The 12,334-nt window shown below is 42.9% G+C and carries 11 protein-coding genes; 8 read left to right on the top strand and 3 right to left on the bottom strand.

Annotation, left to right across the window (positions count from 1 at the left end; genetic code table 11):
* Nucleotides 1-31 precede the first annotated feature (31 nt).
* The 8 genes from queF (at nt 32) to K5609_RS07760 (ending at nt 9,672) form a co-directional block, all read left to right on the top strand.
* On the top strand, nt 32-895 hold the full coding sequence (gene queF, locus K5609_RS07795) for an NADPH-dependent 7-cyano-7-deazaguanine reductase QueF (protein ID WP_221076673.1): 864 nt from the start codon (nt 32-34) through the stop codon (nt 893-895).
* Nucleotides 896-909: 14 nt separating this feature from the next.
* Entirely contained in the window at nt 910-3,084 is a 2,175-nt protein-coding gene (locus K5609_RS07790) for a tetratricopeptide repeat protein (protein ID WP_221076672.1), read from the top strand.
* A 115-nt stretch (nt 3,085-3,199) separates the two neighbouring features.
* Nucleotides 3,200-4,792, top strand: coding sequence for a GGDEF domain-containing protein (locus K5609_RS07785; protein ID WP_221076671.1), 1,593 nt, complete (start codon nt 3,200-3,202; stop codon nt 4,790-4,792).
* A 92-nt stretch (nt 4,793-4,884) separates the two neighbouring features.
* Entirely contained in the window at nt 4,885-6,246 is a 1,362-nt protein-coding gene (ppnN, locus tag K5609_RS07780) for a nucleotide 5'-monophosphate nucleosidase PpnN (RefSeq protein ID WP_221076670.1), read from the top strand.
* 24 nt (nt 6,247-6,270) lie between these two features.
* Complete coding sequence (gene xni, locus K5609_RS07775; protein WP_221076669.1) at nt 6,271-7,047, top strand: flap endonuclease Xni; 777 nt, start codon at nt 6,271-6,273, stop codon at nt 7,045-7,047.
* 3 nt (nt 7,048-7,050) lie between these two features.
* Nucleotides 7,051-8,319, top strand: a complete 1,269-nt coding sequence (locus K5609_RS07770; protein ID WP_221076668.1) for a glycoside hydrolase family 5 protein — start codon at nt 7,051-7,053, stop codon at nt 8,317-8,319.
* The gene (locus K5609_RS07765; protein ID WP_221076667.1) at nt 8,312-8,470 is read left to right on the top strand and encodes a hypothetical protein; all 159 of its coding nucleotides are present in this window, start codon (nt 8,312-8,314) and stop codon (nt 8,468-8,470) included. The genes K5609_RS07770 and K5609_RS07765 overlap by 8 nt, the downstream gene beginning before the upstream one ends.
* A 194-nt stretch (nt 8,471-8,664) precedes the next feature.
* Nucleotides 8,665-9,672 carry an isocitrate dehydrogenase gene (locus tag K5609_RS07760; RefSeq protein WP_221076666.1) on the top strand — a complete coding sequence of 336 codons (1,008 nt, stop codon included), beginning with the start codon at nt 8,665-8,667 and terminating at the stop codon, nt 9,670-9,672.
* Nucleotides 9,673-9,746: 74 nt separating this feature from the next.
* Here K5609_RS07760 and rlmM read toward each other — a convergent pair whose 3' ends face one another.
* The 3 genes from rlmM to K5609_RS07745 are packed head-to-tail and all read right to left on the bottom strand — an operon-like array spanning nt 9,747 to nt 12,095.
* Nucleotides 9,747-10,808, bottom strand: coding sequence for a 23S rRNA (cytidine(2498)-2'-O)-methyltransferase RlmM (gene rlmM / locus K5609_RS07755; protein ID WP_221076665.1), 1,062 nt, complete (start codon nt 10,806-10,808; stop codon nt 9,747-9,749).
* Nucleotides 10,801-11,172: a DUF423 domain-containing protein gene (locus K5609_RS07750; RefSeq protein ID WP_221076664.1), complete on the bottom strand. Its 372-nt coding sequence runs from the start codon at nt 11,170-11,172 to the stop codon at nt 10,801-10,803. The genes rlmM and K5609_RS07750 overlap by 8 nt, the downstream gene beginning before the upstream one ends.
* Nucleotides 11,169-12,095, bottom strand: coding sequence for a transcriptional regulator GcvA (locus tag K5609_RS07745; RefSeq protein ID WP_016401212.1), 927 nt, complete (start codon nt 12,093-12,095; stop codon nt 11,169-11,171). The genes K5609_RS07750 and K5609_RS07745 overlap by 4 nt, the downstream gene beginning before the upstream one ends.
* Between the last annotated feature and the right edge of the window lie 239 nt (nt 12,096-12,334).

Raw genomic sequence — 12,334 nt, 5'->3', positions numbered from 1 at the left:
CTAAGCCTAACTAATTCCATGTAACAACACCATGAAAAAGCAGCCTTTAAACACTTCACAACAGTTAAAAGACAGTTTGAGTCTCGGTAAACCCACCGATTACATTAGTCACTACTCTCCCGAGTTATTACAAGGCGTACCTCGCACCTTAAATCGCCAGCAGATTAACTTGGATGAAAGCAAAGCCTTGCCTTTTATGGGCTACGACTTGTGGAACTTGTACGAACTCTCTTGGTTAAACCCAATGGGCTTGCCAGTTGTAGCGGTTGCCGAGGTAAAAGTAGCGGCTAGCTCGCGCTGCTTAATCGAGTCAAAATCATTTAAGTTGTATTTAAATAGCTTTAACCAAAGCAACTTTAAAAACTTTGATGCAGTTGCAGCGACTCTTAAAAAAGATCTGCAAGCTTGCGCTGAAGGTGATGTAGAAGTAAAGCTGTTACCAATCTCTAGTGAAATAGATGCAAGGCAAATTCCCGGCGTTAATATAGACCAACAAGAGATTAGCATCAGCAATTATGAGCTAGACCCTAACCTTTTAGAAAATACAGCTGACCCGCAGCAAGTGGTGAGTGAAACGCTAACTAGCCACCTATTAAAATCAAACTGCCTAATCACCAATCAACCAGATTGGGCCAGCGTTTATATCGATTACCAGGGCCCGAAAATAAACCAAGAAGCGCTACTTCGTTACTTGGTATCTTTTCGTGAGCACAACGAATTTCACGAGCAATGTGTAGAGCGAATCTTTAGCGACATAATGCAGTTTTGCAAGCCAAATACCTTAACTGTTTACGCACGTTATACCCGCCGTGGCGGATTAGACATAAACCCTATGCGCTCTAATGACCCTAAGGTTGACACTAAATTAGGCAACTGGCGTTTGCTACGCCAATAAAAGGTAATGATTTTTTGAGAGTTCAAGCTTGTTTAACGGGTATATTTGCCCTTATTACGTGCCTAGTAAGCTTTAATACTTCTGCTTACGAGCACGGTTTTGTTCATGTACCCAAAGCACTAGAGCCGCTGCGCCAACTGTTGATTGCTAATCCTCGTGAATGCATAAGACAAACCGAGCAACAATTAAACAATCAGCAACAAGCACCTCTAAATTCAGAATCGCAAAGCGCCACCCTACTGAGTTATCAACTGGGCGCGCTATGTGCCTATCGTATTAACGATACCCGACAGGCACAGCAATATATTGACCAAGCCATCGAACTAGCGAAACAACAGCAACATCAAGCTCACTTAACGCAAGCCTACATCATTGCCGCATTAATTCTTAGTAATGATCCCAATCGAGTAAGCGAAACAGAAACTTACATTAACCTGGCTCAAACCAACTTAGATAAACTCAAAATCTTCCCTTTACCTAACATGCGCTTCCAACTTCAAAAAGTATTAGCGCTCTATCACCTAAACCAAGGTAAAAGCAACGAAGCAAAAACTTACCTACTTAAGGCAAAAGAGGAAGCGTACGCTAGTAAATCCCCCATATTACGTGCCTGGTCAGAGGCATTACTCGCCAATTATTACCTAGCAAATAGTCAACCTGAATTGGCACTTAGCCATTTAAGTGAAGCAGAATTAGACCAACAAGACATCAATAGCAATGAAGCACTGTTGCTCACCAGCATGCTACAAGCCAATATCGCGCGGGTTTACCTTGGGCAAGGAGAGTTAGCAATAGCCCAACAAATTCAACAAGATGCCATTGCCAATGCGGTTGACTTAGGTAATTTTGATTTACAAGCCCAAGAGATTGCCACCTTGGGCAATATGTCTGAGCTAGCCGGTGATATAGACGCTGCTCTAGTGCACTACCTCAATGCGAAAGAGATAGCCAAAGCCAATAACAACCTCCCTCTGCTAGCAGACATTGAGCTGCAACTAGGCAAAACCTATATGGAGTTGTCAGACTACACACCAGCACTGGTCCACTTACAAATTTCTCGACAGCTTTTTATTAGCTTAAATCAACCTAGCAAATTACTGCGCAGCTTATTGTTGTTAGGTGAATTGCATATTAATAATAATGAGAACGGCTTAGCCATTTTACAGCTAGAAAAAGCAGAAGAATTGGCTAACACCATGGGGCTAAGCAGCAGCCATAGTAAAGTGTATAAACTGCTTACCCAAGCCTATGAGAAAAATGGCAACTACGCGTTAGCACTAGAGCAGTTTAAGGTTTACCACAGCCTAAATCAGCAATATCAGCAAATTCGCAATGAACTTAAACGCGAGCAGTTTAAACAACACTATCAATACATAGAGCAAGCTCAGCAACTGTCTGACCTAACTCGTGAGAAAGCGATTATTTTGCAGCAAAGTAACTTTCAACAATTGGTTCTTGTGCTGGTTTGTGTATTTGGCATCATGCTGCTGTTCCTATTCTTGGTGACCCGTCAAAAGCTACTGAGTCGAAACGCTTCGCTTAACGAATTAAATCATCAACTTAATCATCACCCAGTAACTGGCCTACAACAGTTAGCGAACAGCGAAGCACCTTTAGTATGTTTACGTGACAATCTGTCCAACAAACAACAAGCTCGTATTTTATTAATGCTTTCTATAGAGAGCATTAGCTTAGCCAGCCAGCAAACCCTTGGTTTTAAAGCTCAACGCGACTTAATAAAACGCTTTATCGAAGAATTGATTGAAGACATAGAAGGCGATTTCCACTTAGGTCATATTAGCGACAAGCAGTTGGTGTTATGTATAGAGCAAGCAGATTTGAGTCCGCAACAATTGGGCGAGCAGCTTAGTGGTCGAGCCAAAAACTGTGCAGAGCAACAAAAAATAGAACTAATTATGGCCATTGGATGTTGTAGCTTGCCATTTTTAGCTAAAGCTAAAGATGCAATTGACGATAAAGGAATGACCGAAGTTGTATGGTTAGCGCTTGAAGGAGCTCAACAGCTTTGTAAACACACTAATCAAACCCAATGGGTAGAGCTTACAGCAATGAGTGGTTCACACGCTGCGTTTTTTTGTAGCGACCTTACTCAAGATGTAAAACAAGCCATTGCCAAAGGCTTAGTTAAAGTAAACGCTTCCAGCGATAAGAGCTTAATAAATTGGTAAACTTATGCAAACAGCAGCCCAAAACTATGACACTTGAGCAGCTGTAGTTATCAAAGATCTCATGTTATGCTAACTTTTATATTGTTAGGCAAGCTAGGAAGTATTGGTTTAAACGATGAGCGATATCATCACTATTAAGAAGCGACTTGCGTTGGTGAGAAACGAAATAGACAGTTCCAACAAAAATCCTTCAAACCAAGATGCAAAGGTTAGAATGGAAAAAAAAGCAATAAGCCAGCTAATTTCTCGCCTGTCAAAAATTTGTTATGGTCTAGACGAACAGCTCGATCAAAAGCTTGAACAACTTATCCAAGAAGTTGAAAGTAATGACGACCTGTCGGCTATTTCTCAATACCAAAACGAATTAGATGGGCTATTCAAGCAACATAGCGAAACGCTAAAAACACTACTGGCGCATAATCAAAGAATCATTAAAACGTCGGGGGAATCACTTAAACGTATCAACGGTTTACCACCGCAATTACGTCGCAAGCTCACCGACTTTCTAGAACAAGAACCGGCTTATTCTCACAACGACAATCAGCAACGCCTTGAACAACTACTCAATTATTACTACCAAGCATTAATCAACAAACCTGCTCTTGGTGGTGCTCCCTTATCAAATGACTCAACACCTGCTGTAAAACCTAAAGAAAGCATTCTCAATAATCGCCTACACAAGCGTATTTGTGATGATCTGCAGCGGCTAATTACTGAACTAGATTACACCGGTGATATAGGGACTAAACTTGGCCAAGTTCGCTCAGACCTGTTAGTAGGCATTGAGCCAGAAGAGCTACCAAGCTTATGTATAAAAGTTATTCAGTTAGTTATTGAAGGCAGTCGCGAAGAGCGTAAAGCTTCACAAGAGTTCTTGTATTCTCTCAATGAGAGCCTAGGTGGAGTACACGATCAATTTAGTGACTCCTTGAGTCAATCTAAGTCCATTCATAAAGACCAAAAACAAAGTGACGGTTTACTTAAAAATCGTCTACTAGAGCTAGGCGCTGAAGTTCGTTCAAGTAACGATTTAGACACTCTTAAAAGCTCGATTCAAAATCGTTTGATTCAAATTGCCGACGTGTTCAAAGAAAAAGAACAACTTGAACAACGTACAACTGATCTCTTGGATGAACTAGGCAGTGTTGAGTTAAAACTTCGTCTGGTTCGAGAAGAAACTCACGAATATAAAAAACGCCTTAATGCGCATAAACACAAACTGTTTATTGATAGCCTAACTCAAGTTTATAACCGTGCAGCGCTAGACGAGCGTTTAGAGCTTGAATACAAACGCTGGAAGCGCTACGGCTACAATCTCGGCATGGCGATTATTGACATTGACCACTTCAAGTCGATTAACGATAAGTTTGGCCATATGGCAGGCGATAAAGCACTTAAGGTGATTGCTCGGGCCTTACAAAACAACCTACGAGATACCGACTTTCTAGCACGTTTTGGTGGCGAAGAGTTTGTACTGCTTATGCCAAATATTTCTCCCGACGCGGTAATGGTGCCGCTAGACAATATTCGAGAGCAAATAAAAGCGTTGCCCTTTAGGTTTAAAGACCAACAAGTGTCTATCTCGGTTTCTATTGGTGCTACCTTGTTTAAAGAAAGCGACAAACCACTAGATGCCTTTGAACGCGCCGACCAAGCCCTGTATGAATCTAAAAGTAGCGGTCGTGACAAAGTTAACATAATCAGCTAGTTAGTTTAGCGTTGAATTGAGAAATTCAACGCTACCCCCTCTCCTCACGCTATACTCTACATTGCGATCCGCAAATTACCCGTGAGGTGTCGATGATTACCCATATAAACCCTGTGGGCAGTATGAACTTACTGTCAAAGCTCGAAGTAGATCAACTCACCTTAAGTGCCTCAGAAGATATTTACTTATTGTACCGAAACTGCAGCTTAGCGGTGCTCAACTCTGGCAGTAAGACCGACAGCAGCCGGGAAATTTTAGAGCGTTACAAAAACTTTGAAATAAATGTATTAAGCCGAGAGCGAGGGGTAAAACTCGAGCTCGCCAATGCCCCTGAAGATGCCTTTGTTGATGGCGAAATCATTCGCGGCATTCAAGAGCACTTGTTTAGTGTGCTTCGCGACATTTTATATGTTTCTAACGAAATTAAAGAACAAGCCCACCTCGACCTCAATCAATCATCACACATTACTAACTTAGTCTTTTCGATGCTGCGTAACGCTCGAGTTATTCACCCAAGAACAGAGCCCAACTTGGTAGTGTGTTGGGGTGGCCATTCGATCAATGATGTTGAATACCAATATACCCGTGAGGTAGGCAGCCAACTTGGATTACGCGAGCTAAATATTTGTACAGGTTGTGGCCCAGGCGCCATGGAAGGTCCAATGAAAGGAGCAGCTGTAGGCCACGCTAAACAGCGGGTTAACGATGGTCGCTATATTGGCTTAACCGAACCCAGTATTATCGCTGCCGAGCCACCCAATCCAATTGTGAACGAGCTGATCATACTGCCAGATATAGAAAAACGCTTAGAAGCCTTTGTGCGAATAGGCCATGCTATTGTTATCTTCCCAGGAGGCGCAGGCACTGCTGAAGAGTTACTATATATTCTTGGCATTATGATGCACCCCGAAAATGCCCGCCAACCTTTACCTATTGTACTTACCGGTCCCAAATCCAGCGAAGAATACTTTAAAAGCATCGATGAGTTTATTGGTGCAACATTAGGGCACGAAGCGCAGCAACGGTATCAGATAATCATCGATGATGCGGCTCGCGCGGCCCAAGTCATTAAACAAATGATGCCAAAAGTGAAAGACTACCGCCGAGCAATTGGTGACGCCTATTCATTTAACTGGAGCTTAAAAATTGATAGCGACTTTCAACACCCTTTTGAGCCGCTACACGAAAATGTCGAGAAGCTTAATTTACACTTCGACCAAGCACCGCAGGATCTAGCCGCAAACTTACGTAGAGCATTTTCTGCCATCGTGAGTGGTAACGTTAAAGATGAAGGCATAAAACAAATAGAAAAACATGGTCCTTTTATTATTGACGGTGACCCTAAAATAATGAAAATGTTAGATAAACTCTTAAAAGATTTTGTCTCTCAACACCGTATGAAGCTACCAGGAAGCAATTACGAACCCTGCTACGAGGTTGGAAAAGCTAAATGACCTTGACCATAGGCGAGCTCGAAATTGGCTAAACAACTTGTCATCATCGACGCGTTAAACCTCATTAGGCGTATCTATGCTGTGCAGCAGCAAAGAACTCCTAATGGGGCTTTAGATAATGCCACCACTATGGCCTTGGGCAGTGCCTGTAAGCGCATTATTGCTAGCCTGAAACCTTCACACATTATTGCGGTATTTGATGGAGAACGCTGCGCTTGGCGTGAACAGCTATTCCCTGCTTACAAACAAAACCGTTCACCCATGCCAGAGAAGCTTGCCAAACAGTTAGAAAGCTTAAAAGACCATTTATTGGATCTCGGCATTGATTCAGTATCCGCTCCAGATGAAGAAGCCGACGATATCTGCGCAACTATTGCCAGTAAAGCAGCAGCGGCTAACTACCCAGTAACAATAGTGTCTACCGACAGAGGCTACTACAGCCTGCTTAACAAAGGGGTTAGTCTGTACGATTATTTTCGCCGAGAATATATATCCGTAGATGAAGTAGAAAACAAATTTGGCATAACTATCTCTCAGCTTACCGACTACTGGGCCTTGGTAGGAATTAGCAGCGTTAATGTTGCAGGCGTTGCGGGAATTGGAGCCAAAAGTGCAAAAACCCTGTTAAACAACTACCCAGATGCCCAAGCCATTCTAGATGCTCCCTCACCTAATAAACTCGCTCAGAAAGTACAAAATAGTTCCGCACAGCTTAACTTAGCTAAACAACTACTAAGCCTGCGAACTGATCTACAACTTGGCTTTTCTCTCAAACAGCTTAGGTACTCGCGAGTTAACTAAAAGATGGAACCATTAAGCACCATTCCAGCGAACAAAAAAACTCTAAGCCGTTTAGTCATTATCTGCTTATGTTTAATGTGTGTCAGTTATTCAGTACACGCAAAATTTGTCAGCACTAACGGCACTGCCATAATCGATGAACATGGCAAGCCTATATTTTTAAGTGGAATAAATTTAGGTAATTGGTTGCTTTGGGAAGGGTATTTGATGATGGGCGACTTTAACTATCGAACTCATACTCAGTTTTTGCATTCACTCACAACCGTTTTTGCTAGTACGCAAAAGGCTAAAGAGTTTGAGCACCAATGGCGTTTAAACTATGTTAATGAAGATACCCTATCCGAGCTTAACCGTTTGGGATACAACGCTGTCCGGGTTCCATTTCATTTCAATATGTTTTGGCAAGACGAACAACTCAGTGATCATGGTTTTCAGTATTTCGATGCACTAATCAATAGTGCAAAAAAACACAATATCTATGTGCTACTCGACATGCATGCGGCACCAGGCTACCAAAATCCTGGCGACCATGCCGATAACCTAGACTCTAACGCCTCTCAACCCAGAAGCTCTGTAAGTTTTTGGGATAATCCGCAAAATATAAATATTGCGAGTAAAGTATGGCGCCATATTGCCAGACGCTACCAAGATGAGCCTACCATTTGGGGCTACGATTTACTAAATGAACCCGTTCCCAAAGCAGGACGAGAATACGAACTTCTCCCCTCATTAATCACCATTCGCAATGCTATTCGCGAAGTAGATATCAACCATATTATTGTTGCGCAGGGCTCTTGGTGGGGTTCTGACTTATCGAAAATAGATTGGAGCAATCCTAAAGTTCAACAAAAAACCGGAATTGATAGCCAATGGGACGACAAATTGGTGTATCAAATCCACCATTACGGCCAAGCTAAAGATACCTTTGGCCGCGAAAAAATCACTAACAAACTAAACATCCCACTAATCCTTGGTGAATATGGTGAAACTGATGAACAAAACTTAAAACGCATTACTCTTTGGTCAAAGCAACATCTTGCAGGTTATTTCCCTTGGTCGTTCAAAAAACTTTCGCATAACAGAGCCTTGTGGACCATTCCCCCAAACAGCAACTATCAACGATTAACTTATTATATAAAAAATGAACAAGTGGCTCCTGTGGGATTTTACGAAGATGTCATTGAATTTGCGAAAGATAATATTAGAAATAGTTCTCCCAATATGCATTGGCATCCGAATTTTTACGATGCTGTTTCGCCAACTTATGAATAGCCTAACAGCTGAAATAAACAGCAGCATTGTAGGCATAAATGACTTGGCTAAAACCACCTTTGATAGCTCAGAAAACAATAGCAAAATGGTTGAAGAGTTAAGCAATATTGCCACGCGTTTGAATAAATCGGTTGAAGTATTCAAGTTTTAACGAGACTCAATAGCACTAAAAGATTTTTGTATTGCAATCAAGCTAATACCTTAGTATTAGCTATTTCCTTTTGAGTATCGCGTTAAAAAATTGTAAACTGTGTGTTGCCCGAACACCTCAAACTTCGGGCAATAACACGGAGTGTTACCTCCTCCCCCTTAGATAATAAAAATGCCTACGAATTAGGAAGAGATATGTCAACAAGACGAATCACCGTCATACCTGGAGATGGTATTGGCCCTAGTATTATCGAAAGTGCAATCGCGATTATGGATAAAGCGGGTTGTGGTTTCGAATATGATTTTGCCAACGCAGGCCTAGCAGCGCTAGAAAGCGATGGCAGCCTGTTGCCTGAAAAATCACTGCAACTTATCGAGCAAAATGGCATCGCCCTTAAAGGCCCACTAACCACACCGGTTGGCACTGGCTTTACTTCAATCAACGTATCTATGCGCAAGCACTTTGACCTTTACGCCAACCTGCGTCCGGTGCGTTCATTTGTTGGTACTAAAGCGCGTTACGAAGACGTAGATATTATTACCGTTCGAGAAAACACCCAAGGCATGTACTCGGGTGTTGGCCAAAAACGTAGTGAAGATGGCTCAAGCGCCGAAGCGATGAGTATTATCACTCGAGATGGTGCAGAGCGTATCGTTAAGTTTGCCTACGAATTAGCCCGCCGCGAAGGCCGAAAAAAAGTAACTGCCGTTCATAAAGCAAACATCATGAAATCAACTTCAGGTTTGTTCCTAGAAGTGGCTCGTGAAGTGGCTAAGCAATACCCAGATATCGAATCTGAAGAGATGATTGTAGACGCGGCGTGTATGAACTTAGTGATGTACCCAGAGCGCTTCGACGTAATGGTTACCACTAACTTGTTTGGTGATATTTTGTCAGACTTGTGTGCTGGTCTAGTAGGCGGCCTTGGTATGGCTCCTGGCGCTAATATTGGTGAACGAGCAGCCATTTTTGAAGCCGTGCACGGCAGCGCACCAGATATTGCCGGCCAAGACATTGCTAACCCTACCTCGGTTATTCTAGCGAGCATTCAAATGCTTGAATATTTAGGTATGGAAGACAAAGCCGAAAGTATTCTTAGTGCAGTGAAAGACGTTATCGCCAGCGGTGACAGAACCACTCGCGATTTAGGTGGCACAGCCGGTACTAAAGAGTTTACTCAAGCGATTCTAGACCGCTTATAAACACCAAATAGCGGTATAAGTAACCACAAAGGCAGCCTAAGCTGCCTTTTTAATGTTCAAATCTTGCTGCTACCCTAGTAAACACGCGCAAATACGGTGATCTCTTCTCGGTCATGATAGAGATGTTTAGCTCGTACTTCGTGCTCAAAACCTAACTCGCTTAAGCCCTCTTTAAGTAAGTTAAGATCTTGGTTTACCTCAGCAAAGCGCTGCTTCATTGGCAGCTTTAAATTAAACATGGCATATTGACACCAGCCATTTGCCAACCACTTCAACATTAATCGGCTAACTTTAGCCGGGCGCTCTACCATGTCGCAAACTAGCCAGCTCACATTGCTTCGCTCAGGCTGGTATTTAAAACCATCTTCACGATAATGCTGCACTTGGCCAGTATCCATTAACGATTGAGCCATTGGGCCGTTATCAATGGCTGCGACAAACATATTCCGTCTTACCAATTGGTAAGTCCAACCACCCGGGCATGCTCCCAAATCAACAGCATGTTGGCCATTTTGAATATACTGCTCTCGCTCTTGGTCATTTAAAAGCACCATAAAGGCTTCATCTAGCTTGAGTGTAGAGCGGCTTGGCGCTTCTGCAGGAAATTTAAGGCGCAAAATACCGTTGTGCTGTGCGTTACCATTTCGAGTATCTGAATAGCCTAACCAACAATGAGTACCGCTAACAAAAAACAACTGCATGGCTGGCAACTTAGGATTGGTATTTTTGCTCAGCCACTGGTGCTTAACTAAGGCGTTTTCCAAAGGACGAGTAAACTTTTTACAAAAGCTGGACAAGGCTTTGCCATCGTTAGTATCGGGGTACTCCAAGCGCAAACTGCCGCATTTGGGTAGCTTTTGCTCCACCGCAAGAATAGATGCGACGCGGTTTGCCTCATCTAGTTGCAACTCGGCAAGCGCTAAAAACCAATGTCTAGCAAACACCAAATGACGAAAGTCGATAGCTTGATACAAAGCTTGTGCGTGCTCTGCTTGATAACAGCTAAACTCCACAAAACCTGCTCCACTGCTGGCTTTGGCATAACCAAAGAAGCCTAGCTGTTCTGCATGAAACTGGATCTCTGCGGCGCAGTCGCTCTCAAAGCCAGTACGACAATACAAAATTACACTACTCATTTGCACTTCTCTTTATTGGCAAAGCTAGGCATAGCCAAGCAATAATCAAAATAAACCCACCAATAGGGGTTATTGGCCCAAATACCTTTGAACCAAAAAAAGCTAAGCAGTATAAGCTACCGGAAAATAGCCAACCACCCAAAATCCAAAGTAAGGCTGTTGTTCGGCGTTTATCTATTACTACCAAGGCAGCCACCAAATGGATGATTTGATAAAATACACCGGTTTCAATCCACGATAGTTGCGCCTCACCTAAAAAACGACTAAAGCCGTGCGCCGCGCCAGCGCCCATTATCACGGTTATCGCACCACTAAGCGCTAACAACAGTCGTAAAGCCCAAGGCGTTTGATTAAACGTACTCATTCTGCATCCACCAAACCTTCATTAACAAACTCTTGTTGCTCTTGCTCAACCAGTGAAATCATCCACTCTCTAAACGCAACCAACTTACCTTGTTCGGCTTGGCTGGGTTTACATACCATGTAATAGGCATTTTTGCTTAACAGCACCTGTTCAAAGGGACACACCAAACGGCCAGCTTCGATCTCAGGCTTAGCCAATACGCTATGCCCTAGAGCAACACCCTGCCCATAAACTGCCGCTTGCAGCACCATGGTTGAGTGAGAAAAAATAGGGCCGTGGTTTACATTCATTTGCCGCAATCCCACCAACTTAAACCACGCTTTCCAATCATGACGGGCGGTATCGTGCAATAGCGTGTGATATTGCAAATCCTCAGGTTTGGTTAAGGCTTTGTCGCCTACCAACAAACTAGGGGCGCAAACAGGAACTAAATACTCGGTATGTAACTTATCGGCTCGCAAGCCAGACCAATTCCCCCGGCCGTAATAAATAGCAACATCAACATCTTCTGTTAACGAGCCTTCGTATAAATCTACCGCTTTAATTCGTACATCAATATCGGGATGCATCTCACTAAATTGCGATAAACGTGGCACTAGCCATTGGATGGCAAAACTAGGTTGTAAACTAACCGTTATGGTTCCTTTGGCGCCACGGGCTAGCAGACGATCGGTGGCTTCAGTTAACGAGATAAAAATATCTTTAATATCTAGAAAGTAACCTTGACCCTCTTCGGTTAACAGTAAGGCCCTGTTTTTTCTTCGAAAAAGTTTTAAACCTAAAAATTCTTCTAAGGCTTTTATTTGGTGGCTAACAGCTGCTTGAGTCACAAAAAGCTCTTCAGCAGCTCGGGTAAAACTAAGGTGCCTTGCAGCTGCTTCGAAAGCTTTTAAGGCATTAAGTGGGGGCAAACGACGCGCCATATTAACATCCCATTAACGGATAAGTTTTTCTAATCTATGCGCATTATAATTTATCTGTTGTTGTAGGACCAGTTGCAGATTACTATGCACACGCAATCAGGCGAAGGGGTCTGACGCAGCACCTAAAATCAAGGTGTTATGTCAGGCCTCTTTGAGTAGTTACCGGATTTGTAATTACTTTGATTGCTATGTTGTGTTTGCATTTGTCAGCCCTATTGCTGGCTTCCCTGTTTCTTATT

It is taken from the genome of Agarivorans aestuarii, from assembly GCF_019670125.1.
Taxonomy (GTDB): domain Bacteria; phylum Pseudomonadota; class Gammaproteobacteria; order Enterobacterales; family Celerinatantimonadaceae; genus Agarivorans; species Agarivorans aestuarii.
This window is presented reverse-complemented; position numbering and strand designations above follow the sequence as displayed.

Excerpts from the sequence above, each read along its gene's own strand:
- queF (WP_221076673.1), top strand. The coding sequence starts at position 32 with ATGAAAAAGCAGCCTTTAAACACTTCACAACAGTTAAAAGACAGTTTG.
- K5609_RS07785 (WP_221076671.1), top strand. The coding sequence starts at position 3,200 with ATGAGCGATATCATCACTATTAAGAAGCGACTTGCGTTGGTGAGAAAC.
- ppnN (WP_221076670.1), top strand. The coding sequence starts at position 4,885 with ATGATTACCCATATAAACCCTGTGGGCAGTATGAACTTACTGTCAAAG.
- K5609_RS07770 (WP_221076668.1), top strand. The coding sequence starts at position 7,051 with ATGGAACCATTAAGCACCATTCCAGCGAACAAAAAAACTCTAAGCCGT.
- K5609_RS07765 (WP_221076667.1), top strand. The coding sequence starts at position 8,312 with ATGAATAGCCTAACAGCTGAAATAAACAGCAGCATTGTAGGCATAAAT.
- K5609_RS07760 (WP_221076666.1), top strand. The coding sequence starts at position 8,665 with ATGTCAACAAGACGAATCACCGTCATACCTGGAGATGGTATTGGCCCT.
- rlmM (WP_221076665.1), bottom strand. The coding sequence starts at position 10,808 with ATGAGTAGTGTAATTTTGTATTGTCGTACTGGCTTTGAGAGCGACTGC.
- K5609_RS07750 (WP_221076664.1), bottom strand. The coding sequence starts at position 11,172 with ATGAGTACGTTTAATCAAACGCCTTGGGCTTTACGACTGTTGTTAGCG.
- K5609_RS07745 (WP_016401212.1), bottom strand. The coding sequence starts at position 12,095 with ATGGCGCGTCGTTTGCCCCCACTTAATGCCTTAAAAGCTTTCGAAGCA.